The following is a 21800-nucleotide window of genomic DNA, read 5'->3' on the forward strand; positions in this document are numbered from 1 at the left end:
TGACCTGCCGCAGCCAGGCCGCGTCGCCCTCCGGATCAGAGGTGGGGGCCGTCGTGGCCGAAGGTCGTCACCACGAGCACCGGACCCCGGTTGCACAGGGCGACGACGGCTCGGCCTCGGGCGTGCTCCACTTTGCCCACGCACCAGCGTCCCGGGCGGAAGCGGTAGCGGGACCCGGGGTGCGGGTGCACCGCGCGCCACTAGTGAAGCTCCACGCGGACCTCGTCCACGAACTCATCTAGGGCGCACCGCACGGCCCAGCGGACCCGCGATGCGCCGTGCTTGTGGTACTGGGCCGAACGTCAGTGGGCCACGCGGGCGCCGGAGGCCGGCCCGGGCCACGAACCGCGTCCGGTGCGGGTGGGGTACGCCCGCCAGGCGGCAGCCAGCCACAGGCCGCCCGCGATCAGTGCGTACACGCCCAGGGCCAGCGCGATGGCCACGGCGCCGGCCTCCGGGCGCAGCCACAGCAGGGCACCCGCCGCCACCGACACGACGGCCGAGGCCCGCCACCACCAGGCGTGCCGCAGCTCATGCCGCATCCGCGTGGCGACCCACAGCTCCAGGCATCCCGTCACGATGGCCCAGGCGCCCGCCACGACCAACAGCGCCAGGGCCGTAAGACCCGGCCACAGAGCCGTGACCAATCCGGCCGCCACTCCCAGGGCGCCGGCCGCCGCACAGGTCGCGGCGGGCCGGCGCTCATGCCGGTGCCGCCACGCCGTGCCCAGCAGCATCACACCGTCCACCAGGGCGTACGAGCCGAACACCCAGGCCAGGGCCGGCACCGTCAGCTGCGGCCAAAGCAGCGTCAGCACGCCGAAAACCACCGCTGCTACGCCGCGGGCGGCCAGCAGCCAGACCGTCTTCATCCTTTCCGTCACCAGCGGCCTCCCTTCCAGCACTCCATGCGCCGACGCACGGATCACCCCGGCGGGCCGACGGCATCGACGCAACCGAACACTTCAGCGTTTACGAGATTGAGTCGCCTACCGTCAACTTCATGCAGTGGGCACTTGTCAGAGAATCTCCTGCCGGGTTATACGAATAGGCGGGTACTCGATCACCCGGCCGCATTCCCTGTGGCCCGCCATAAGGAAGAGAGAGGTTGGACATGCTTGCGCGTACGGGTCTGCTGGGCGATCTCGACCGGCTCACGCATCAGCTCGAGAACGGCGCCGCCTCGGCCGGCACCCTCATCCCGGCGGATGCCTGGCGCGACGGCGAAGCGCTCTACCTGCAGTTCGATCTGCCGGGCATGGACCGCTCCACCATCGAGCTGACCACAGAACGCCAGACGCTGACCCTGACCGCCGAGCGGCCCTCCCCCATCCCGGCCGACGCCCGTCCCGTGCTCACCGAGCGGCCCACCGGCCGCTTCACCCGCCGCTTGGCCCTGTCCGACGCCCTGGACACCGCGGCCGCCGAGGCCGCCTACGACAACGGCGTCCTCACCCTGCGCATCCCGCTGGCCGCGCACGCCAAGCCACGCAAGATCGCCATCTCCGGCGGCGTTCCCAAGCAGCTGACCGCCTGAGCTGCACCAGCCCGTCCGTCCCAACGCATCGAAGGAGCTTTACACCATGGGCGCCCTGCTGTGGCTGCTCATCCCCCTCTTCGCCGGGCTCGCCGCCGGCGTCTGGGCCTGGGGCACCGAACGCCGCAGCCCCAACCCGCCCGACCACGACACCTGGGAAGACCTCGACCGGTACCAGCGACTGCGGAGCGTCCTGAGCGCCGACGAACACGCCACCACCGCGTGAGTTGGGTGAGCGCGAGGCCGCGATACACAACCTCAGCGCGGCCCGGGCCGCGGCTGTGATCTCCACCGCCCGGAACCGCAGAGTGCTGGGCGTACAGAGTCGGTACCCGGCGTACCCCGCGCACGGACCTTGCAGGACTTGGCCGCCCGCAGGGGCCGGGTATGCGACAAACGACCGAGCCCGCCCCGCGCGGCGGGCTCGGGTATCGCCGTCAGCCCGCGATCTCGATGCGCCGGGGCTTGGCCTTCTCCGCCTTGCGGACCTTGACGGTGAGCACACCGTCGGCGAGTTCAGCGCCGGCGTGCTCTTCGCCGGTGTCCATGGCGCACCGACCAGTTGCTGTCAAGAATCCTGACCGACAGACCCCTCGCCCCGGCTGCCCACTTCCCGGGCAGCCGGGGCAACGGCGTCCCCGCGCGCGCCGCCTCACCCCCGCTCGCCCCTGCGCAGCCGGCGGAGGAATGGACCGCCTGCACCAAGACGTGACGTGACCGGCGCCGGGCAGTTGTTTGCCGCCCGGCGCCTTGGCGGCTTCTACCTGGGCCCTGCGGCGGTCCGGAACTGCGTGAAGAACTTCCAGACCTCCTGCGGCACCCAGGTCCTGGAGCCGCTGTCCCCGGGAGCCCCGTCCTGCGGAGCCGCGATGTGCCCCTCGTCGAACGCGGCCCAGACGACCGGATGCCCGGACGAGCATCCCGAGTAGGTGGTGACCCGGTGCGTCAGGCTGCCCTGCGCCGGCTCGGGCGGGTTCTGGGGAGTGCAGCCGTTGTTCCTGACGAACCTGTCCCGCAGTGCCCGTCCGCCGGAGATGCCGAGGACACTGTCCCTGAGGCCGTGCACGCCGAGGTAGGCGATCGGCTGGGTGCCGCCGCTGCAACCGCTGAGCTGCCCGGCGGCCAGGACCGCGACCGCGCGGAAGACCGTCGCACGGGAACACGCGAGGGAGTACGACATCGCGGCGCCGTAGCTGAAGCCGAGAGCGAAGCGTTGTGTCGTGTCGACGCAGAGGTCCGCCTCGATGCGCCTGAGCATGTCGTCGACGAAGGTGACGTCCTCCCCGCCGTTGTTGGCCCAGCCGTTGTTGAGGCCCTGGGGTGCGACGAAGATGGCGCTGTTGTTCGCCAGTCGCTGGAGTCCGTAGTAGGCCCAGGTGCCCGTTTCCACGGTGCGGCCGGTGGCGACGTCGGTGGAGGTGCCGCCCAGCCAGTGGAACCCGAAGACCAGGCGGTGGGCGCGGTTACGGTCGTAGCCGTCGGGGATGCGCAGGATGAAGTTGCGGTTCTTGCCGCCGCTCTGGATCGTGTGCGTTCCGCTCGTCAGGGTGGGTGTCCTGCCGCATCCGGAGCTCGGGGCGGCGGTGCCGGCGGATGCGGCAGCCGTGCCGGAGGCCGTGAGCGGGGCGTTCCCGCCCCGGCCGTGGCCCAGTGCCGTGCCTCCCGTGCTCAAGGCGACCAGCACCGCGACCACGGCGGTGCATAAGAGGGACCTTGTCCTCGTCATCCTGGAACTCCTCTGCTGAAGCCGCGGTTGTTCACGCGCGGGTCCACTTCTGGTTGGCCTGGCCGTTGCAGGTCCTCAGGACCAGCGGGGTCCCGCCGGCGGTGCCGGCCCCGTTGACGTCGAGGCACAGCCCGGCGTGGACGTTGCGGATCGACCCGTCGGTCCCGACGGTCCACTTCTGGTTGTTCTGACCGTTGCAGGGCCAGGTGATGACCCGGGTGCCGTCGGTGGTGCCCTGGTTGTAGGCGTCCAGGCACTTGTCGCCGAAGACGCGGATCTCGCCGCCGGCCCATGTGGTCCACAGCTGGTTGGCGGCCGTGTGGCAGTCCCAGAGCAGTGCCGTGGCCCCGGCCGCGGTGGAGGCCTTGTCCACGTCCACGCAGCGGCCGGATGCGGTGCCGCGCAGCCGGGAGGTGGTGGCGGCGAGCGGGCTGCCGCCGCTCACCCGGAAGACGGCGACGCCATGCGCGGGGACGCTCGCCGAGATCTGTCCGGACGTGCTGGACGTGCCGCCGGTCCACAGATCGGTGAGGGTGAACGGCCCGCCGGACAGGCCGACTTGGGCGGCCGTGGCGCTGACCGTGGCCGTGTCGCCTCCCCGGTTGAACAGGCCGACCGCGACCGAGCCGTCGGACAGCGGCTTGGCGAACACCTCGGTGCCGCCGTCGTCGCGCACTCTGCGTCCGCCGGCGCCCAGCGGATCCTGGTTCACCGCCAGCAGGCGCGGGTTGCGAAGAATCGCGCTCACGTCGGCGGACATCGTGCGGATGTCGTTGCCGGCCATGAGCGGGGCTGCCAGCAGCGCCCAGAGGGCGAAGTGGGAGCGGGACTCGGTCAGTGACAGGCCGGGACGGCCGACGACCAGCATGTCGGGGTCGTTCCAGTGTCCCGGGCCGGACTGTGCCGCCAGCGGCGCGGTGACGTCCAGGACGTTGCCCACGCCCATCGGATAGCTGTTGGTGTTGCCGTTCTGCCAGATGTCGAGCAGGTCCTCGGTGGTCCGCCACAGGTCGGCGACCTCGCCCCAGTTGTACGTGTCGCCGGTGATGGCGTGGAAGCTGTTGGGGTTGATGCTGTAGACGATCGGCCGCCCGGTGGCGCGCAGGGCGTCGCGCATCAGCGTGAACCGCGCGACCTGCTCGTCGCGGGTGCCGCTGGAGGAGCACCAGTCGTACTTGAGGTAGTCGACGCCCCACGAGGCGAACGTGGCCGCGTCCTGGGCCTCGTGCCCCCTGCTGCCCGTCGACCCCGGATAGGCGCCGCTGGTCTGGGCGCAGGTGCGTTCGCCCGGCACCTGGTAGATGCCGAACTTCAGGCCCTTGCCGTGGATGTAATCCCCGAGCGCTTTCATCCCGCTCGGAAACTTGGCCGGATTGGCTCGCAGGTTGCCCGCCGCGTCGCGCTGCGGGTCGAACCAGCAGTCGTCGACCACCACATACCGGTAGCCGGCGTCGCGCATGCCCGAAGACACCATGGCGTCGGCGGCCTGGCGCACCTGGGCCTCGGTGATCCCGCACCCGAAGCTGTTCCAGCTGTTCCAGCCGAGCGGCGGGGTGAGCGCCGGGCTTCCCGGCGCGGCCGCGACAGGGGCGTGCGCGGAGCCCGCCAGGGTCGCGGTGACCGTCAGCAAGGTGGTCGCGAGGAGGCGGAGCAGTCGTCCGCCTGATCGTCTGGGCACCAAGGCCTCCTTTGCCGTATGAGCGCCGATGGGCGGGGGACGCGAGTCGATGTCACGTCCATGACACTGCTCGGGAGGAAGAGCAGACACGAAATTTCGTATGCCATTCCGAAACTCACGGTGCCACGGATGGTAGACGGACGCCCGAACATGTCAACACCAGGCGCATTCAAGTCATACGTGCAAGTGACCTGCGATGACTCCTCCCTTCGTAGCGAATGTTTCGACATGCAGATCGAATAATGCGAGGAGTGTTGACGGGGCTTCCGGGCCTTCTATCATCCAGGGTGCCCGACAAATCGATGCACGTTCGAAATCCCGAACCCGTTGTCGTCGCTCCACACGCACGAAGCAAGGCACCTCCGGGTAACGCCACCACGCAACGGCCACGCCGTACGGGGAGAACGCCACGCACAGATATGTCATGTCCGCTTCAACTCCGGTTTCTTCGCCGCGCCGGCACCTTCTCCTTCCATCACGCCACGAGGCACTCGGCGGTGCGGTCCGCGGCACGCGGTTCGACCCCCCACCCACCCCACGAGGAGAACCATGAACCCGCTGAAACGGCTCGGCTGTCGTCGGGCCTCGGTCCTCGGCCTGCTGGCCGCGACCGCCCTGGTGACACCCGGGACCGCTATGGGCGCGTCCGACGCCGTGAAGGCCTCCACCCTGGGCGCCCAAGCGGCCCAGTCCGGACGGTACTTCGGAACGGCCGTGGCCGCCGGAAGGCTCGGTGACGGCACCTACACCACGATTCTGAGCCGCGAGTTCAACTCGGTCACACCCGAGAACGAGATGAAGTGGGACACGACCGAACCGTCCCGCGGCTCGTTCAACTTCGGCCCCGCCGACCAGATCGTCAACGGTGCGACGGCCCGCGGCCAGCGCCTGCGCGGCCACACCCTGGTCTGGCACTCTCAACTGCCCGGCTGGGTCAGCTCCATCGGGGACGCGAACACACTGCGCGGCGTGATGAACAACCACATCACCACCCTGATGAACCGCTACAAGGGCCGGATCCACTCCTGGGACGTGGTCAACGAGGCCTTCGCGGACGGCGGCAGCGGCCAGATGCGCAGCTCGGTCTTCCGGGACGTGCTGGGCACCGGCTTCATCGAGGAGGCGTTCCGTACAGCGCGGTCGGCCGACCCGGCGACCAAGCTCTGCTACAACGACTACAACATCGAGAACTGGAGCGACGCCAAGACCCAGGGTGTCTACCGCATGGTGCGCGACTTCAAGTCGCGCGGTGTCCCCATCGACTGCGTCGGCCTCCAGTCCCACTTCGGCGCCGGCGGACCACCCGCCAGCTTCCAGACGACGCTGTCGAACTTCGCCGCCCTCGGCGTAGACGTCCAGATCACCGAACTGGACATCGCGCAGGCGTCGCCGACCGCTTACGCCAACACGGTCAGGGCCTGCATGAACGTCGCGCGCTGCACCGGCATCACCGTCTGGGGCATCCGCGACAGCGACTCCTGGCGCAGCGGCGAGAACCCGCTGCTGTTCGACCGCAACGGCAACAAGAAGCCGGCGTACAACTCGGTGCTGACCACGCTGGGCGGTACGCCCACGACCCGCAGCACGCCCGCCGTCACCAGCGGCACGCCCACCGGCCCACGCAGCGCCACCAACGCCGCCGCTCTGCCCAGCCGTTACTCGTGGAGCTCCAGCGGCCCGCTGATCTCGCCGAAGCCGGACTCGACCCACAACATCGCCGGGATCAAGGACCCGACGGTCGTCCAGTACAACGGCAAGTACCACGTGTTCGCGAGCACCGCCAGCTCCTCCGGCTACAACCTGGTCTACCTGAACTTCAGCGACTGGTCCCAGGCCGGCTCGGCCACGCACCACTACTTGGACCGGACCGCCATCGGGTCCGGCTACCGGGCCGCGCCGCAGGTCTTCTACTACGCGCCGCAGCGCCTGTGGTACCTCGTCTACCAGACCGGCAACGCCTCGTACTCCACCAACCCGGACATCAGCAACCCCAACGGCTGGAGCGCACCGCGCAACTTCTACTCGTCGATGCCGGACATCATCAAGCAGAACATCGGCAACGGCTACTGGGTCGACATGTGGGTGATCTGCGACAGCGCCAACTGCTACCTGTTCTCGTCCGACGACAACGGTCACCTCTACCGCTCGCAGACGACCGTCGGGCAGTTCCCGAACGGCTTCACCAACACCGTCATCGCGGCACAGGACTCCAAGTACGCCATGTTCGAAGCGAGCAACGTCTACAAGGTGCAGGGCAGTAACCAGTACCTGTTACTCGTCGAGGCCATCGGATCGGACGGGCGGCGCTACTTCCGGTCCTGGACCTCGGGCAGCCTGGCCGGTTCCTGGTCACCCCTGGCCTCATCGGAGAGCAACCCGTTCGCACGGGCGAGCAACGTCTCCTTCCCCTCGGGCGCCTGGACCCGGGACATCAGTCACGGCGAGATGATCCGCGCCGGCTACGACCAGACACTGACCATTCCCGCCTGCCGGCTCCAGTACCTCTACCAGGGCATGAACCCCAACGCGAGTGGCGACTACAACCTCCTCCCCTGGCGGCTGGGCCTCCTCACCCAGACCAACTCGACCTGCTGACCGACCCTGCCGTGGGGAGCGCTTCCGACGGGAGCGCTCCCCTGCTCGCCGCCGACCTTCGGACGCACCCCTGTCAGAAAGCCGAGGTACCCGTCATGCGCCGCAGAATCCACGCCCTGGTGGCAGCGCTCTGCTCACTGCCACTGGCGCTCGCCGCCGCCCCGACCGCCCACGCGGCCGACCCGACGAGCATGACCAACGGGTTCTACGTGGACCCCGACTCCAGTGCGAAGCGGTGGGTCGCCGCCAACCCCGGTGACGGCCGGGCGTCCTCGATCAACGCCTCCATCGCCAACACCCCGACGGCCCGCTGGTTCGGCTCCTGGAGCGGCACCATCGGCACCGCCACCGGCGCGTACGCGGGCGCTGCGGACGCCCGGGACAAGTTGCCCATCCTCGTCGCCTACAACATCTACAACCGCGACTACTGCGGCGGGCACTCCGCGGGCGGAGCCTCCTCGCCGTCCGCCTACGCGAACTGGATCGCCCAGTTCGCGGGCGGAATCGCCGGCCGCCCGGCCGTCGTCATCCTCGAACCGGACTCCCTCGGGGACTACGGCTGCATGAACCAGGCCCAGATAGACGAACGCGAGAGCATGCTGACCGGAGCGCTCGCCGAGTTCAACCGTCAGGCTCCCAACACCTGGGTCTACCTCGACGCCGGCAACCCGGCCTGGGCGAGCGCGGCGACCATGGCCCGGCGCCTCCACGAAGCGGGTGTCCGACAGGCCCACGGTTTCTCGCTCAACGTCTCCAACTACCTGACCACGAGCGAGAACACCGCGTACGGCGACGCCGTCAACAGGGAACTCAGCGCCCGGTACGGCTATACGAAGCCGTTCGTCGTGGACACCAGCCGCAACGGCAACGGCTCCAACGGCCAGTGGTGCAACCCTTCAGGCCGCCGAATCGGCACCCCCACCCGGCTGGGCGGAGGCGCCGAGATGCTCTTGTGGATCAAGGTTCCGGGCGAGTCCGACGGCAACTGCGGCGTGGGAACCGGCTCCTCGGCAGGACAGTTCCTCCCGGAGGTCGCCTACAAGATGATCTACGGCTACTGATCCGAGGCCGTTCTGCGGGCCGAGGCCGACCGCGCCTGAGAAAGACGCGTACCGACCTCGGCCCTGCGGTCGGATCAGGCTCCACTGATGGTCAGGTCGTTGGTGTTGAAGTTCAGTCCGCTGGCCGACGAGGTGATCTCGTAGCCGAACTGCACGTCGCCAATGGTCTCGCTGCCGGCTATCCAGCGCTTGCTGTAGGCGGCGGTGAATCTTGCAGGTCGAGCTGGCGGCGGTCGAGCTTCTGTCCCCTGCTCGGCGCCCGGGCGTACCCGATCTTGATCTCCGTGCGGACGAGCGGCTCGGCCACGAGGAGTTCGGGACAGCCGGGCGGCTCCGGGAGGTCAATCGTTCGTTTCGGCCACGAGGCCTTCCGCCCTGCCGGGCCGCTTCAGCTCGCCAGCCTTGATGGCTTGGTGTTGGCTACAGGTGCGCGGCCAGGAACGGCAGGACGACGTCGGCCATCTCGTCGGGCACTTCCTCCGCCAGGTCGTGGCCGGCATCGAAGGTGTGTCCGGCGACGTCGTGGGCCATGAGCCGCATCTGGGACTCGTTGCGGTCGCCGATGAACGCGGATCCGCCGAGCGCCAGGACCGGGATGTCCAGCTTCTTCTGTGCGGCCTGCCGATTCTGTTCGGCGTCGACGAGCATGGCCCGGTAGATCGAGAGCATCGCGCGGATGCCGCCGGGCATGGAGTAGCAGCGCACGTATTCTTCGACCGCGTCCGAGGTGGCGCTGTCGGGGTGGCTGCGCTCGAACTTGATCATGTAGGTGATCAGCTCGCGCTCGTGTCCGGCGATCAGCATCTCGGGGATGTCCGGCTGGAAGTAGAAGCCCAGATGCCACAGGTGCATGCCGCTGGAGACGTTCTCGGGGGTGAGGGCCGTATGGTCCTCGAAGCCGAATCCGGGGAACAGGGCCTCGGCGAACACGAGAGCGGTGACGTGGTCGCGGTGGCGGGCGGCGAGCTGGTAGCCGATCACCGCCCCCCAGTCCTCGCCCGCCACGGCGTATGTCTCGTGTCCGAGGTGGGTCATCAGCTCGGCGATGTCGTCGCTCATCGTCGCGGAGTCATAGCCGTCCGGGGGGCGGGCGGAGTCGCCGAGACCGCGAAGGTCCGGGACGACGACGGTGTGGTGCGGGGTCAGCTTCGGGACGAGGTGGCGCCAGTGGTAGCTGGTCTTGGGTACGCCGTGCAGGAGCACCACCGCGGGACCGGACCCTGCTGTGCGGTAGTGCAGACTCGTTCCGTTGACGGCGGCTCGGCCCGTGCGGACGGACGTTCCGTCATGGTCGAACATCATGTTTTGCAACCTTCCTGGTGTACTTCGCGATGCGGGTGTCAGTGGGCTTGCGGAGGGTCGACGAGGGTCACCAGGCGGCTCGGCCCGGTGCCGTCCGAGGTTGTCCGGGCAGCGGAACGGCCGGCCGGGCGCAGGGTGACGTTCTCCGGGTAGAGCCGGCCGAGCAGGGCCAGTACGACGAGGTCGTCCTGGCCGGTGGCGTCCAGGGTGACGTCGCCTGCTTGCGTCCACACCAGTGCCGGTGCACGCAGTGCGGACCACACAGCTGCGGTGCGGGGCGCGGCATCGGAGGGGGCGTCACCTGCGGCGGGGCCCGGCCGGTGGGCGAAGCGGTGGCCGCGCAGGGCCTGGCCGAGGTCGACGTGGGCGGTGGTGCCGTCGTGGGTGACCTCGATACGGGCGGTGCGGGTCCCGTCGGCGACCGGCCCGGTGACGGTACGGGCGGCGAACGGCCCCGATGCGGTGTTGGCGGTCGGCAGGTCCTCGACGAGGGTGCGGGGGGCGGCGTAGTAGTCCTGCACCTCGGCGACATACATGACGGTGTCTTCGGCGGCCGGGTGGGTGCGCCAGGTCAGCAGGTGCCGGGGGGCGGTCAGGGGTGGCTGGTCGAGGACGGCGGGCAGGGCGGTGCCGCCGCCGGCCTCGAAGCCGTAGCCGACCGGGCCGGAGGTGCCGGTGACGACGTGGCGGGCGAAGTCCACGATGCTGGTGTGCCGGATCTGGCGGACCAGGAGTTCGGTGAGGAACGCGTCGCGGGCCGGTTCGGTGTGCCGCAGTCCGGTCGGAGTGATCAGGAGCGGAACGTCCTGCCAGTTGGTGAAGGGCAGCAGGGCGTCGCGCAGCAGGACGATCTGGTGCAGCCACTCGTTGTAGAGCTGCATGGTGACGGGTCCGCCACGTCGGCCGCGGAGCAGATCGGCCGCGCGAGGGGTGAGCAGGTGGCCGTAGCAGTGGCTGCGCACGAGGAGCGGCCCCGCGGGCAGCGCTATCCGGTCGGTGAGCAGCCTCTCCAGGGTTGAGGCGGCCCAGGAGGCGAGCTCCCGGCCGATGGTCTCGGCCTGTGCGCCCAGTTCACGCGCTGCCGGGGCGCTGTCCGGGCCGATGGCCAGCGGCAGGGAGGTCTCCCGGGTTCCGAGAGCGAGTGTCGCGCGAATCTGATCCTCCAGCACCTCGCCGTCGGCGCTGGTGAGGGCGTTGTCATCGATGATGCCCTGCAGCAGCGGCTCGCTGGCGGTGAAGAAATCGCGGGCTGTCAGGGTGGTGCCGGCCGCGGGGAAGGTGTTCCAACGGCTGGCACCAAGAGCGGGTGTGCTCGGGGCGGGCGCGGGGGGCATGGGTCCTCCGAAGTCGTAGATGAAGCAGGGGTGGATGTCGCCGGATCCCGCGGCTGAGCGGCCTCCGACCTCTTTTCTGGATCGTCCGATACAGTTTGCGGGCATGAAAAAGTCAGCCGAGGGCGGCCAGCGCGACCTCCACGAGGGGTTCGAGGGCGTGGGCATCCGGGGTGATCTTCGAGGAGACCAGCAGTCCGTTGAGGAACGTGACGAGGTAAGCGGCCAGCGTGTGCGGGTCGTACTGCGCCGCGATCTCGCCCCGCTCCACCGCGACCCGCAGCACCTCGGCGAGCGCGTCCCGACTGGCGTCCTGCATGTCCCGCACGGTGCGCCGGATCGCCGCACTCTTGGGCAGGCGCTCGCAGGCGGCATTGACTGCCAGGCAGCCCCGGCCGTCGTCTTCCACGGCGATCCGGACCCGCTCGACCAGCATCGTACGGATCGCGGAGCGGGCGTCCACCCCCTCCTCCAGGCTGCGCAGGGCGGCCGCCGCGAGGGTGGTGCGGTAGTGCTCCAGCGCCGCTCGGTACAGGCCCTCCTTGTCGCCGAACGCGGCATACAAGGATCCCTGCCCGATCCCCAGGCGCTGGGTCAGGTCGCGTACCGAAGTGGCCTCGTAGCCACGCATCCAGAACAGTTCCATGGCGCGGCTCACCGCCGCCTCAGTGTCGAACTCCCGGGTCCTCGCCATGGCTCCACCGTAAACTATCTGGATCAATTGCTCAAGAAAGGGGGGCTGGGGTCTGACCATGCGCTGACTTGCAGGCCGGCCTCACGGGTACTCGTCATCGGCGCCCTCGGCGGCGTCCGGGTCGCGCAACGGGCGCAGGCCCCGGGGCCCTCCACGCGGAGCTGCGCGACGGCGACGTCGAGGTAACGGGTGTTGCGCAGGACGACGGCGTTGAGGACCAGACCCAGACCGGTCAACCGATCCGCGAGTAGGTGCATAGTCTTGTCGATCCGGCCGTACGCGGCGAACGCCTGCCCCGGCGGGGCAGGATGTCCCTCGCGTCCGAGCATCCGCAGCAGGTCGGCGGCGCGGACCTGGTTGGTGATCAGCGATCCGGCGACCCGGTGTCCGGCCAGTGTGTCTCGATGCGCTTCGGGTTGACCTTGTTGCGGGCGATGGCCTCCGGTGGCCCGTATGCCGGCCGGCACCTCGCCGCCGGGCAGGTCGGTCCGCCAGAACCGCTGGTCGGCAAGGTCGCGGAAGCGCGGGGCGAAGGGGAAGCCGAGCATCTTGTAGAGACCGAACGCCATGTCGGAGTGCGAGGCGTTGTCGGTCGCCATCAGTTCCGGCTTCACCCCGCCGTCGAGGTTCAGGGTGTCCAGCGTGTACAGGCCGTCGTGCGGGGTGCCGCGCACGACCGTCGCGCCGATCCCCGCGACCTGGTCATTGAGCTGCGTTTAGCCAGGTCAGAGCCTAGTTCGTAGCCGTAATACCTGGGCGAGGGAGCGGCCGAGGGTGCCGCAGGATCGTCGTCATACGTTCACCGCAGCCGGGCCGGACAAGAGCGGTGAAGATCCGCAGGAAAACGCCCTATTAGTGCGGCCGATTGCAGAGGAAGCAGCCGTCCCAGAGCGGGAGCGCGCTGAGGACGCGGTGGCGCACGCACGAGGCCATCGCGGCCTCGTCCGGGCCGGGGAAGCCGCGTGCGGCGCTGCTGTCGGCGGGCGGGGTGCAGGACTCCACCATGGTTGTGAAGCGGTGCAGGTAGTCATGCACGCGGGGCGGGTGGTAGCCAAGCTCGCTCCAGCGATGTCCGCTCGCCGCGAGTGCTGTGGCACGCAGCACGAAGTCCTTCGCGCGGGCGCCTTCCCGTTCCGTCGCACCCCAGTCGAACTCCGCCAGGTCGAACCCGACGGCACCGCGCCCCATGACGTTCTGGTCCTGGAGGGTCAGCAGCGCCGCGAAGCGGAAGTCCCAGTCCTCGGAGGCGAGATCGGACACGGCCAGCATCAGCACGTCGATGAACACCGCGGTGGCGCCATTGGACAGGTCCAGGTCGTGGCCACCGCCGGAGAAGATGTTGCTCACCGACCTATGATGCGATCCCGGCCCTCCACCTGCTTGGAGAAGACCCATGACGGATGCGAGCACCGGCAAAGTGGTCGTGAACAGGGTGATGTCCCTGGATGGGTACATCGCCGGTCCCGGCCACACGATGGACTGGATCTTCGAGCACATGACGGCGGCGACGTTCCCGGAGGTCATGGCGGCCACGGGCGCCATGCTCATCGGCCGGGGCACGTACGAGGTCGGCAAGCGCATGTCCGACGAAAACACCGACTACGACGGCGGAGCGCAGTTCGTCCTCACCCACCGCCCGCCCGACGAGCCGGACCCCAACGTCACCTTCCTCAGCGGCGACATCGAGGAAGCCGTGGCCACGGCACGCCGCGCCGCCGGCGACAAGAACCTGGAGATCCTCGGCGCCGACGTGGCCGCCCAGTGCCTGCAGCGCGGCCTTGTCGACGAGATCCTGGTGTATGTGCTGCCGGTACTGCTCGGCGACGGCGTCCGCTTCGCGCCGCCGGGCCTCGACCGGATCGACCTGGAACCGTTCAGCAACGTCCAGTCGGGCGGGGTCACCATGCTGCGCTTCCACGTGCGCAAGTAGGCACGGTCGCTGGCCCCCACTGTCTTGCGCTTGTCTCGGACATGGAAGCCCGTCGCAATGGGACGTCCGCAGTTCAGCGACCTGGCGGCAGCGGGCCAGCCTGGCTCGGAGTCAGAGCCGCAGCCGGTTCGAGCTAGCGGGGACTCCCCGGGCCGCTGAACACCCTCCCGAATATGCCGGGGTCTGAGCACTGGCGGGCCGCCATCAAGCCGTCAGCAGGCGTCCCTCGTCCTCACGGTCTCCTTGTGCGGCGGGCTAGGTGTGGCTGTTGAGGAAGCCGATGAGGCTGGCGCCCCACCAGCCGAGCTGGCTGACAGTGGCGGCGGCGCCCGATGGGACGAGGAGGCTGCGGGGCACCGGCTCGTCCCGGTACCGGTCGAGGCGCTGGCCGAGGCGGTGGGCGTACAGGCCGTTGATGGTGATGACCAGGACGAGTCCGAGTTTGATCCGGGTCAGCGGGGAAGCCAGATCGGGGTGGAGGAACACGCCGCTGGCCACCAGCCCCGCCAGCCCGAGCCAGATCGGGACCTGCAGTGTGCAGGCGGTGTTCAGGATGTCGGCCAGGCGACGCCGTCCCAGCAGCCACAGGACGGCGAACCAGTCCACGGCGAGAACGGCGCCCAGCCCGACGACGAGGGCCGCGACATGCATGAAGCGGGCCACGGTCTGCAGCGTCGAATCGGCATGGAGATGACCGGACATCCAGCACACCGCGGCCAGGGCGCCACAGCTCAGGAGGCCCGCCGCGACGAGAGCCCCCAGCGGCGTGTGCCCAGCCTCGGAGTGCTGGGAGGGCCGGCGGGTGGCGGCCGACGACTGTTCAGGTCCCCGGGCACGTGGGGAAATCGCAGCGGTCACGGGTCTGTCGGACATCACGGTCGCCGTCAGCTCTCTGGCTTCAGTTCGACGCCCGCGAACGCGGCGGTGACCGTCTCGCTCAGCGCCGGCTTCTCGCCGCTGGCGCCGTGCCGCAGGAAGGTCGGCGGCTGCAGCGTGGCCCGCAGGGTGTACTTGCCGGCCGTGTGGACGGAGAAGTTGTTGGCGTAGTGGAAGAACTCGGCGCGGTAGAAGTTCAGGCTCTGCGCCTGGACGACCTTGCCCTTGGCGTCCACGACCTCAAGCTCGATCGGAGCGTTCGGCACGATGCGGCCGGTCTCGGCCTCCATCGGAATGATCTCGATGTGGTGCGTCTCATTCTTGGCCGGCACACGGTTGACCAGCTTCCCGTGAGCGCCGTGCTCGGACTGGAACCACGGCTCGGCGGCTTCGACGATGTAGCCGACGCGGTACTCGCCCACCTTCCTCTCCCCGCCCCGGGCCGCGATTTCCGCTTCGAGCACAGTGTGCTGGTGCGCCACACCGGCCGGAGCGGCCTCCTTCGTCTGAGCCTTGACGGGCGCCGTGTCGGATTGGTCGGTGCCACCGCAGCCCGTCAGGGAGAGAGCAAGCGGAACGGCCAGAGGGAGTGAGGGCAGCATGGACTTGGGCATGGCCGAAATCTTTCGGTCAGAGGTAAGGTAAGCCGAACCTAAGAACTCGCCGTGAGCCCGTCAAGTTATCTCGCAATGCAGACACACTTGGTTATATCGGTCACGTCAAGCCGCAATCCCATACAGCGCAAGGGAGTTGAAGGCGCGTTTGGGCCGGACGCCGGTGGTGTGATGTTCAGCATCTGGACAGCGGAGACGCCTTACCTGAACTGCGCGCCTCCCCCTCCCCGCATCGACGCAGGAGCCTGTCGTGACCTCTACCCCCGCCCCGCCCCTACCCCGCGAGCCTGACCCTGCTCGCCGCGACCCCCCTCGCCCTTCTGACCGCCTGCACCCAGCAGGCCGACGGCAACGGCGACGGTAAGTCGGGAGTGATCGCGGTTCGGGCGGCCGACGACACCGGCGAGCTCTCCCGGAGCTCCGCGCCGGGCGGTGCCATCGCCTTCGAGGTCACACCGAAGGCAGCAAGATCACCTCGGTGCCTTGCCGATCTGCGGCACGGACAACAAGCTCATGGGCGTGCTGACCGACCGGGATGTCGTCGTGAAGGTTCTCGGCGCGGGCAAGGATCCCGCGCCCTGCCCGGTCGGCGAGCTGGCCCAGGGTAAGGCCGTGCCCATCCGCGCCGACGACGACGTGGAGGAGAACCTGCGCACCATGACGGAACACAAGGTGCGCCGTCTGCCGGTGATCGACGGGCATGATCTGGTCGGCATGGTCACCCAGGCCGATGTCGCCCGCTCCCTGCCCGATCCCGAGCTCGGCGACCTGCTCCAGGCTCTGTCCACCGACTGAACCGAACGCCGGCCCCCGGACCTCTTGGCCGCCGGTATGGGAACGCACCGGATTGGCGTCCGCGCCCCTGGGCACACGGGGGGCGTATGACCCATGTGAGCAATGGTGACGAGGGAGGCCTCCCATGCTTTTGGCACACCCCGTCGTGCTGACGAACCTCATCGAGCAGTACGAGACGCTGCGCGTCCTGCACGCCGAAAACGGCACCCCGGAAGCGCGCCGGCGTATGGAAGACGTCGCTTACACGCTGTGCGTGTCGACCGGGACCCGTGATGTCGACGCCGCCCTCGTCGCCGCCCGCCACCGGCTGCCCGGGGCCCGTACCGAAGACGACTCCCTCCTGACCACCTGACCGCCCCCGGAATCGGTACACAAGCACCATGACCACGACCGTCGACCTGCCGACGTTCAGCAGCCTCGATGAGCTGACCCAGCTCATCACCCACCGCCGCGGCCTCTACGTGCGCTGGTCCCGCGGGCCGGAGAGCGACCTGCCGAAGACGAGCAGTACGGATGATCTGACCGGGATCAAGCTGCCGGGCCTGTCGGCCAGCCCGCTGGATCTCGAGGACTGGTGGGGCGAGCGGCCCGTGCGAGTCTGGGTCGCCCGCCGACTGTACGACTACTGCCACCTCCCGCACACCAAGGACGCCCGCACCCGACCTTGGGTCCTGCACGGCTGCGAGACGGCCCGCGGACCGGACAACGAACCCCTGGTGACGGAGATCGAACCCCTCGGCTGGATCGCCGACCAGGTCATCACCGACGCCTGCCGCATCATCACCGAACAGCCCGGGCCCTGGGGCACACTCGACCGGGACGAACCTACCGCGGAAGCCCCTCAGCCCTAGGGCCTGTTTGAGATGTGTTCGGTCGCTCACAGGTACTGGCGTATCAAGGTGGCCGGGATGGTGGCCTCGTATCGGCAGGCGAGCTTGTCGTAGCGCGTCGCTACACCTCGGGCTTGCTGCAACAGTCCGATCCGGCACTCGACCTTGTGTCGGGCCTTGTAGCGTTCCGTGTCGAAGTGGGGATGTCCCGCCACGGTGAGCCGGTCCTGGCCCGCCACCAGATCGCGTTGAACAACTGGCGGCGGTCCCTGGGCGGGCGTCCCATCGACGGTACCGGCGGCAGCAGCGGGTTCAGGCGCCCCCACTGCTGGTCTGTCAGGTCTCCACGGCTCACCGGGAGATGCTGCACCGGCGGTGATCAACACTCCGAACTGACCCTCGCATCTCCCGTTGCCGTCAGGCGGGTTGCGTGGGTGCGGCTCCTAGGGCTCGGATCGCGAGATCGATCGCGGCGGTCAGGCGCTCCAGATCGTGGCCAGCGCGCTCTCGTACCCGTAGGCCGAGCACCGTCGTGAACAGCAATTCCACGGCTCCGTCGATGTCGAGGTCGGCGGACAGCTCGCCTCGCTCCCGCCCCTCGGCCAGCACCGCATGCAGGGCCTGCCGGGTGACCGTGAACGCAGCCTCGGTCCGCTCATGGACCTGGTCGTCAGTGGTGCCGAGTTCGGTGGCGGTGTTGACCACGAAGCAACCGCGGCCGGTCGTGCCGTCGGCCGGGCAGGTCACCAGCCACAGCATCCATTCCCGCAGCACCTCACGAACCGGGCGGTCACTCGCATCCAGACGCTGGCGGGCCTGCGTTGACTCGGTGGCCCGGTAGTGGTCGAGCGCGCGCAGAAAGAGCGTGTGCTTGTCCGTGAACGTCCGGTACAGGCTGCTGGGCGTGAGCTTCAGCTCGTCTCCGAGATCACGCACCGAAGTGGCGTGATAACCGCGCCGCCAGAACAGCTCGGTCGCCGAGGTGACCGCGTTCTGCTCGTCGAACTGTCGAGGGCGTGCCATGAGTTCACCTTACCCAACTTGTGGAGCGTTCGCTCCCATACTAGGGTCCCGATACGGGAGCGATCGCTCCCGAATGTGTGGAGGAGGATCCGTTGACGACCGCAGAACAGACCCCCACCCAGACACAGGAACCAGGGACCCTGGATAAGAGTCGCTGGCTGGCGGTGTCCGTAGTGACTCTGAGTACCTTCCTGCTGGTGACCGCCGAGCAACTTCCGATCGGTCTGCTGACCTCCGTGGGGTCCGCGCTGTCGGTCTCCGAGGGGACGGCAGGACTGATGGTGACGGTGCCCAGCATCGTCGCCGGGTTCGCGGCACCGCTGGTCCCGATGATCGTCGGGTCGCTTGACCGCCGCATTCTGCTGCTCGGACTGATGGCCCTGATGACCGTCGCGAACCTGGGCTCCGCCCTGGCGCCGAACTTCGCGGTATTGGTGGGCTCCCGGGTGCTGGTCGGCATAGCGATCGGCGGTTTCTGGGCGGTCGCCGCCGGCCTGGCGGTTCGGCTCGTCGCCCCCGCGGACGTGCCTCGCGCCACCGCGGTCATCTTCGGCGGCGTCGGAGCCGCGAACGTGTTCGGTGTCCCGCTCGGCACCCTGGTCGGTGACCTGACCGGCTGGCGCATTGCCTTCTCCTCGCTCAGCGCCCTGGCGCTCGTGACCCTGATCGCCCTGCTGGCGGTACTTCCGAGGCTGGTCGCCTCCCAGGCCATCCGGCCCAAGCTACTTATGGAGCAGCTCCGCAACCCAGGCGTGCGCGTCGGCATCATCGCGACGCTGCTCCTCGTGTTCGGACACTTCGCCGCTTACACGTTCGTGAGCCCTGCGCTGCAGAAGCTGTCGGGGATCGACGAGCGCTATGTCGGTCCGCTGCTGTTCGGGTTCGGTGCGGCTGGCATGATCGGCAACTTCGTCGCCGGTTCGGCGCTTTCCCGCCGCGTGCACCGCAGCATGCTGACCATCGCAGTAGCCATGACGGCCGCGATGCCCCTCTTCCTGCTGCTGAGTCAGACCGCGATCGGCGGCGCCATCCTGCTAATCGTCTGGGGCCTGGCCTTCGGTGGTGTGTCCGTGGGCCTCCAGACTTGGATGATCAAGGCCGCTCCGCAGGCTGTGGAAGCGGCCTCTTCGCTGTGGGTGGCGGTGTTCAACCTGTCCATCGGTTTTGGCGCGCTGGCCGGCGGCATCATCGTCGACGCACTCACGCTCCAGGGCGTTCTCTGGCTCGGTGGCGTCTGCGCCTTGCTGGCCTCCCTGGCGATCTGGACCGCCCGTAGCAACAACGCCCTGCAATAACCGAGATCCACTCGGGCTGCCCGGGCACCAGAGAAGGACCTCCGGTGCCCGGGCAGTCCGTGCTTCCAAAATCAACATTCTAAACGGCCCTAGCGGCGGGCCGAGTGGCGCAGGCCCCGCTCGACACGCCGTTCGTCGACGTCGTGCACGCTATGACCCGGCTTGCCTCCGACCTCGCCGCAACTGTGGTCGGCCCGCGCATTGTGCCTGCTCTCGAGTACTGGCGCGGGGTGTACCGAGCCGGCGCATCATCCGGCCCCGATCGCCCGAGGGCCGGGGGGCGAAGCAGGAGGCGGAGCCGGTGTGAGGCTTCGAGGAGGCAACCCCGTGGGGTGGCGAGGTGGGGTTGCAGCAGTGAGCAGGCGTAGAGGGTCGCGGCGTTGAGGCCCGGCGGGGCTTGGACCTAGCCCTCCGGATGGCTAGGGCCACATTCTTCACCAGCTCACAGGACGTTGTCGCACACACTAACGACTCACCTCAGCCCAGGATCACAACCTGGCCACACAAGGAACCTGCGGCCTTCACGCAACGCATGATGATCCTCTCAGGACGAACGCACAGGGGGGGGATCATGCGTACCAGTACAGCCGTCGCCGCAGCCGTTGTGCTCGGCGGGGCAGTCACGGCATGCAGTAGCAGTGACAGCGCCAAGCCCGCACCGACCGTGACCGTCACGAAGACCGTCAGCGCCTCGTCCCGCGCGAAGGCCGCCACGAACCCGGACGACGACGTCCTGAAGATGGGAGCCAAGAAGGACGTCGACGACGCCGAAAGCGGCGTGCACATCACCGTCCAAGCGCTGGAGTACCAGCAGCCGTACAAGGGACCACAGCCGCAGAAACCGCAGGACTTCCAGGGCGGCGACACGTGGGCCACCGTCAACGTCAAGGTCTGCACCGTCAAGGGGGACGTCGAGGTCAGTCAGTTCCCGTGGTCGCTGGCCTACGAGGACGGCACGAGCGTGGAGGTGACGGGGTCCTCGGGCGGCGACATGCCTAAGCCTGAGTTTCCGATGGGCAAGAGGGTTTTGTCGGGACGCTGCGCGGCTGGGCTGATCGCCTTCCCGGTGGACAGCAAGAAGAGGCCGGAACGGCTGGTGCACCAGCCGGAAGGCGGTGATCCGACAGAATGGGCGATCCCGAAGACCTGACAGCTGCCCCTGCGGAGACCGCGGGAGCGCCGAAGGTTACCCGGGCCGCGCGGGCGGCGGGCGACTCGCCGGCCGTCTGCGCAGCGCGTCAGCGTGGCTCCTCCGCCGGCCAGGCTCGGGAGTAGGGCGTGCGCAGGGATCGTGGTGCGACCAGGTTGTGTTCGGCGGCTGCGTGCAGGCGTTGGTCGCGCAGGACGATGGCGCCGTTGCGGAGCATGGTGGCGATCAGGTCGGCGGCGAGGGCCTCGCGCGTACGGCTCAGGAGCCGCTGCCCCGTCCCTCAGCCAGGCCCGGGCACGCAGATCCGGCTCGGTCTCGTCGGCCCGGATGCCGCTGCGGATCATGAGAGTGAGGGCGAAGATGCGCCGTGCGCCGTACCGGACCGCTCTGTGCGGTCGTCGACGAGGCGCTGGGCCCGGCGCACGGCGAGGGCGAATGCCGCACCGGAATCGGTGAGGAGCGGGCGGTATGAGGGAAGGATCACGCGCGTATCGAAGTCGGCAATCCGTTTCAGGGAGCGAGAGCGCCGACCGTAGCGCGCTCAGCGTGTCCGCTCCCGGTACGTTCCACGTTCTGTGGGTCTGACGCTGGATCTCCCCGATGGTGGCGTAGGCACTCGGCATCGCCCGGCCAGAGTGGACGGATGCGCGGGTGGCGGTTAGCCGCGGCCCGGCGGCACCGGATCGCGAAAGCCCCGGCGGCGGGCAGCACCGGGCCGGCAGCGCAACAGACGTGCCAGGATCAGCCAGCCGCCGCGCAGCGCGCCGTAGCGGTGGAGCGCCTGCACCGCATAAGTGGAGCAGGTCGGGGTGTACGGGCAGCAGGCCGACCGGGTCGGGCTTACCGTGACGCGGTAGTGGCGTACGGCCCGGTACATCGAGCGGGACACCCGCCCACCCGGAGGGGGCGCGGCGGGGTCAGCGCCGTGGCGGTCAGCGCCGTGGCTGCCGGCCGTGAGCGAGGGGCGGAGAACGACGAGCAGCATGGCCGCCTGCGACACGCTGCCGCAGCAGCACGGGTGGGCCAGCGTGTCGAGCATCCCCGCGCAGCATCCTTCGTCCTTCTCGCCGTCCGCTCCCCTTCTCCGACCGGGCTTCTCGCTCCGCGACATGGTGTCCGTCTCCCCCTTCACAGTCGAAAGATCATATGACGGGACAGACGGTGGAGGCGTCGGCTGCGGCCGACTCAGGGCCGGCGGCGACTACGAAGTGCTTCGTGCTGGAGACAGGGATCTGCGCTTCCCTCAGCAGGGTCTCGCTGGGGGTGGTCACGGTCTTTCCCCCTTCTGTTTGTGCTTGGCTTCTTGCGGCTGGCGGGCAGTCCGGTCGTCCCCGCACCCGGGGTAGCTCCTCGCCGGCTCGGG

General features: G+C 69.0%; 23 protein-coding genes and 2 pseudogenes. 10 read left to right on the top strand and 15 right to left on the bottom strand.

The window, feature by feature from the left end:
- Nucleotides 1-302: 302 nt before the first annotated feature.
- A complete protein-coding gene (locus ABEA82_RS29365) occupies nucleotides 303-884 on the bottom strand; it encodes an HdeD family acid-resistance protein (RefSeq protein ID WP_345664710.1) in 582 nt (193 codons plus the stop codon).
- Between the two features lie 230 nt (nucleotides 885-1114).
- Here ABEA82_RS29365 and ABEA82_RS29370 point away from each other — a divergent pair, with 230 nt between their 5' ends.
- Nucleotides 1115-1537, top strand: coding sequence for an Hsp20/alpha crystallin family protein (locus ABEA82_RS29370; protein WP_345664711.1), 423 nt, complete (start codon nucleotides 1115-1117; stop codon nucleotides 1535-1537).
- Between the two features lie 46 nt (nucleotides 1538-1583).
- Nucleotides 1584-1763 carry a hypothetical protein gene (locus ABEA82_RS29375; protein ID WP_345664712.1) on the top strand — a complete coding sequence of 60 codons (180 nt, stop codon included), beginning with the start codon at nucleotides 1584-1586 and terminating at the stop codon, nucleotides 1761-1763.
- Nucleotides 1764-1974: 211 nt separating this feature from the next.
- On the opposite strand, the gene ABEA82_RS29380 is transcribed toward ABEA82_RS29375, so the two are convergent.
- The 3 genes and pseudogenes from ABEA82_RS29380 to ABEA82_RS29390 all read right to left on the bottom strand — a co-directional run bounded on the left by ABEA82_RS29380 (nucleotide 1975) and on the right by ABEA82_RS29390 (nucleotide 4941).
- Nucleotides 1975-2085 (bottom strand): Hsp20 family protein, encoded by a 111-nt coding sequence (locus ABEA82_RS29380; protein WP_345664713.1) that lies wholly within the window; start codon nucleotides 2083-2085, stop codon nucleotides 1975-1977.
- 233 nt (nucleotides 2086-2318) lie between these two features.
- A pseudogene (locus ABEA82_RS29385) lies at nucleotides 2319-3263 on the bottom strand (CE1 family esterase); the annotation flags it as partial.
- Nucleotides 3264-3294: 31 nt separating this feature from the next.
- Complete coding sequence (locus tag ABEA82_RS29390) at nucleotides 3295-4941, bottom strand: glycoside hydrolase family 27 protein (RefSeq protein WP_345664714.1); 1647 nt, start codon at nucleotides 4939-4941, stop codon at nucleotides 3295-3297.
- Between the two features lie 549 nt (nucleotides 4942-5490).
- On the opposite strand from ABEA82_RS29390, the gene ABEA82_RS29395 reads away from it, so the two are divergent.
- On the top strand, nucleotides 5491-7536 hold the full coding sequence (locus ABEA82_RS29395; protein ID WP_345664715.1) for a glycoside hydrolase: 2046 nt from the start codon (nucleotides 5491-5493) through the stop codon (nucleotides 7534-7536).
- Between the two features lie 95 nt (nucleotides 7537-7631).
- Complete coding sequence (locus tag ABEA82_RS29400) at nucleotides 7632-8597, top strand: glycoside hydrolase family 6 protein (protein WP_345664716.1); 966 nt, start codon at nucleotides 7632-7634, stop codon at nucleotides 8595-8597.
- A gap of 420 nt (nucleotides 8598-9017) precedes the next feature.
- On the opposite strand, the gene ABEA82_RS29405 is transcribed toward ABEA82_RS29400, so the two are convergent.
- The 5 genes from ABEA82_RS29405 to ABEA82_RS29425 all read right to left on the bottom strand — a co-directional run bounded on the left by ABEA82_RS29405 (nucleotide 9018) and on the right by ABEA82_RS29425 (nucleotide 13271).
- Entirely contained in the window at nucleotides 9018-9899 is an 882-nt protein-coding gene (locus ABEA82_RS29405; protein ID WP_345664717.1) for an alpha/beta fold hydrolase, read from the bottom strand.
- 38 nt (nucleotides 9900-9937) lie between these two features.
- Nucleotides 9938-11233: a hypothetical protein gene (locus ABEA82_RS29410; RefSeq protein WP_345664718.1), complete on the bottom strand. Its 1296-nt coding sequence runs from the start codon at nucleotides 11231-11233 to the stop codon at nucleotides 9938-9940.
- Between the two features lie 112 nt (nucleotides 11234-11345).
- The gene (locus ABEA82_RS29415) at nucleotides 11346-11924 is read right to left on the bottom strand and encodes a TetR/AcrR family transcriptional regulator (RefSeq protein ID WP_345664719.1); all 579 of its coding nucleotides are present in this window, start codon (nucleotides 11922-11924) and stop codon (nucleotides 11346-11348) included.
- A gap of 23 nt (nucleotides 11925-11947) precedes the next feature.
- Nucleotides 11948-12598 (bottom strand): Tn3 family transposase, encoded by a 651-nt coding sequence (locus ABEA82_RS29420; protein WP_345664720.1) that lies wholly within the window; start codon nucleotides 12596-12598, stop codon nucleotides 11948-11950.
- Between the two features lie 178 nt (nucleotides 12599-12776).
- Nucleotides 12777-13271, bottom strand: a complete 495-nt coding sequence (locus ABEA82_RS29425) for a hypothetical protein (protein ID WP_345664721.1) — start codon at nucleotides 13269-13271, stop codon at nucleotides 12777-12779.
- Between the two features lie 46 nt (nucleotides 13272-13317).
- On the opposite strand from ABEA82_RS29425, the gene ABEA82_RS29430 reads away from it, so the two are divergent.
- Entirely contained in the window at nucleotides 13318-13854 is a 537-nt protein-coding gene (locus tag ABEA82_RS29430; protein ID WP_345664722.1) for a dihydrofolate reductase family protein, read from the top strand.
- A 255-nt stretch (nucleotides 13855-14109) separates the two neighbouring features.
- On the opposite strand, the gene ABEA82_RS29435 is transcribed toward ABEA82_RS29430, so the two are convergent.
- Nucleotides 14110-14517 carry a hypothetical protein gene (locus ABEA82_RS29435; protein ID WP_345664723.1) on the bottom strand — a complete coding sequence of 136 codons (408 nt, stop codon included), beginning with the start codon at nucleotides 14515-14517 and terminating at the stop codon, nucleotides 14110-14112.
- 221 nt (nucleotides 14518-14738) lie between these two features.
- Nucleotides 14739-15344 carry an iron transporter gene (locus tag ABEA82_RS29440; protein ID WP_345664724.1) on the bottom strand — a complete coding sequence of 202 codons (606 nt, stop codon included), beginning with the start codon at nucleotides 15342-15344 and terminating at the stop codon, nucleotides 14739-14741.
- Between the two features lie 474 nt (nucleotides 15345-15818).
- On the opposite strand from ABEA82_RS29440, the pseudogene ABEA82_RS29445 reads away from it, so the two are divergent.
- From ABEA82_RS29445 to ABEA82_RS29455, 3 genes and pseudogenes are all read left to right on the top strand, one after another.
- Nucleotides 15819-16139 (top strand): annotated as a pseudogene (locus ABEA82_RS29445) (CBS domain-containing protein); the annotation flags it as partial.
- A gap of 124 nt (nucleotides 16140-16263) precedes the next feature.
- Entirely contained in the window at nucleotides 16264-16491 is a 228-nt protein-coding gene (locus ABEA82_RS29450; RefSeq protein ID WP_345664726.1) for a DUF5133 domain-containing protein, read from the top strand.
- 28 nt (nucleotides 16492-16519) lie between these two features.
- Entirely contained in the window at nucleotides 16520-16990 is a 471-nt protein-coding gene (locus ABEA82_RS29455) for a DUF6098 family protein (RefSeq protein ID WP_345664727.1), read from the top strand.
- A 26-nt stretch (nucleotides 16991-17016) separates the two neighbouring features.
- Here the strand turns inward: ABEA82_RS29455 and ABEA82_RS29460 are convergent, their stop codons facing one another.
- Together ABEA82_RS29460 and ABEA82_RS29465 are read right to left on the bottom strand one after the other, a co-directional pair.
- Nucleotides 17017-17184 carry a hypothetical protein gene (locus tag ABEA82_RS29460; protein WP_345665006.1) on the bottom strand — a complete coding sequence of 56 codons (168 nt, stop codon included), beginning with the start codon at nucleotides 17182-17184 and terminating at the stop codon, nucleotides 17017-17019.
- Nucleotides 17185-17386: 202 nt separating this feature from the next.
- The gene (locus ABEA82_RS29465; RefSeq protein ID WP_345664728.1) at nucleotides 17387-17992 is read right to left on the bottom strand and encodes a TetR/AcrR family transcriptional regulator; all 606 of its coding nucleotides are present in this window, start codon (nucleotides 17990-17992) and stop codon (nucleotides 17387-17389) included.
- Between the two features lie 77 nt (nucleotides 17993-18069).
- Here ABEA82_RS29465 and ABEA82_RS29470 point away from each other — a divergent pair, with 77 nt between their 5' ends.
- Nucleotides 18070-19287, top strand: coding sequence for an MFS transporter (locus tag ABEA82_RS29470; protein ID WP_345664729.1), 1218 nt, complete (start codon nucleotides 18070-18072; stop codon nucleotides 19285-19287).
- A 571-nt stretch (nucleotides 19288-19858) separates the two neighbouring features.
- Complete coding sequence (locus tag ABEA82_RS29475; RefSeq protein ID WP_345664731.1) at nucleotides 19859-20437, top strand: DUF4352 domain-containing protein; 579 nt, start codon at nucleotides 19859-19861, stop codon at nucleotides 20435-20437.
- Between the two features lie 88 nt (nucleotides 20438-20525).
- On the opposite strand, the gene ABEA82_RS29480 is transcribed toward ABEA82_RS29475, so the two are convergent.
- Complete coding sequence (locus ABEA82_RS29480) at nucleotides 20526-20654, bottom strand: hypothetical protein (protein ID WP_345664732.1); 129 nt, start codon at nucleotides 20652-20654, stop codon at nucleotides 20526-20528.
- A 441-nt stretch (nucleotides 20655-21095) separates the two neighbouring features.
- The gene (yidD, locus tag ABEA82_RS29485) at nucleotides 21096-21476 is read right to left on the bottom strand and encodes a membrane protein insertion efficiency factor YidD (RefSeq protein ID WP_345664734.1); all 381 of its coding nucleotides are present in this window, start codon (nucleotides 21474-21476) and stop codon (nucleotides 21096-21098) included.
- Nucleotides 21477-21800 lie beyond the last annotated feature (324 nt).

The organism is Streptomyces venetus (genome assembly GCF_039540295.1).
GTDB classification, from domain to species: Bacteria; Actinomycetota; Actinomycetes; order Streptomycetales; family Streptomycetaceae; genus Streptomyces; species Streptomyces venetus.

What these genes read in the sequence shown, in the direction of transcription:
- ABEA82_RS29430 (WP_345664722.1), top strand. Translation starts at nt 13,318, where the DNA reads ATGACGGATGCGAGCACCGGCAAAGTGGTCGTGAACAGGGTGATGTCC.
- ABEA82_RS29405 (WP_345664717.1), bottom strand. Translation starts at nt 9,899, where the DNA reads ATGATGTTCGACCATGACGGAACGTCCGTCCGCACGGGCCGAGCCGCC.
- ABEA82_RS29455 (WP_345664727.1), top strand. Translation starts at nt 16,520, where the DNA reads ATGACCACGACCGTCGACCTGCCGACGTTCAGCAGCCTCGATGAGCTG.
- ABEA82_RS29410 (WP_345664718.1), bottom strand. Translation starts at nt 11,233, where the DNA reads ATGCCCCCCGCGCCCGCCCCGAGCACACCCGCTCTTGGTGCCAGCCGT.
- ABEA82_RS29415 (WP_345664719.1), bottom strand. Translation starts at nt 11,924, where the DNA reads ATGGCGAGGACCCGGGAGTTCGACACTGAGGCGGCGGTGAGCCGCGCC.
- ABEA82_RS29465 (WP_345664728.1), bottom strand. Translation starts at nt 17,992, where the DNA reads ATGGCACGCCCTCGACAGTTCGACGAGCAGAACGCGGTCACCTCGGCG.
- ABEA82_RS29475 (WP_345664731.1), top strand. Translation starts at nt 19,859, where the DNA reads ATGCGTACCAGTACAGCCGTCGCCGCAGCCGTTGTGCTCGGCGGGGCA.
- ABEA82_RS29375 (WP_345664712.1), top strand. Translation starts at nt 1,584, where the DNA reads ATGGGCGCCCTGCTGTGGCTGCTCATCCCCCTCTTCGCCGGGCTCGCC.
- ABEA82_RS29380 (WP_345664713.1), bottom strand. Translation starts at nt 2,085, where the DNA reads ATGGACACCGGCGAAGAGCACGCCGGCGCTGAACTCGCCGACGGTGTG.
- yidD (WP_345664734.1), bottom strand. Translation starts at nt 21,476, where the DNA reads ATGCTCGACACGCTGGCCCACCCGTGCTGCTGCGGCAGCGTGTCGCAG.
- ABEA82_RS29440 (WP_345664724.1), bottom strand. Translation starts at nt 15,344, where the DNA reads ATGCCCAAGTCCATGCTGCCCTCACTCCCTCTGGCCGTTCCGCTTGCT.
- ABEA82_RS29395 (WP_345664715.1), top strand. Translation starts at nt 5,491, where the DNA reads ATGAACCCGCTGAAACGGCTCGGCTGTCGTCGGGCCTCGGTCCTCGGC.
- ABEA82_RS29450 (WP_345664726.1), top strand. Translation starts at nt 16,264, where the DNA reads ATGCTTTTGGCACACCCCGTCGTGCTGACGAACCTCATCGAGCAGTAC.
- ABEA82_RS29480 (WP_345664732.1), bottom strand. Translation starts at nt 20,654, where the DNA reads ATGCTCCGCAACGGCGCCATCGTCCTGCGCGACCAACGCCTGCACGCA.
- ABEA82_RS29400 (WP_345664716.1), top strand. Translation starts at nt 7,632, where the DNA reads ATGCGCCGCAGAATCCACGCCCTGGTGGCAGCGCTCTGCTCACTGCCA.
- ABEA82_RS29370 (WP_345664711.1), top strand. Translation starts at nt 1,115, where the DNA reads ATGCTTGCGCGTACGGGTCTGCTGGGCGATCTCGACCGGCTCACGCAT.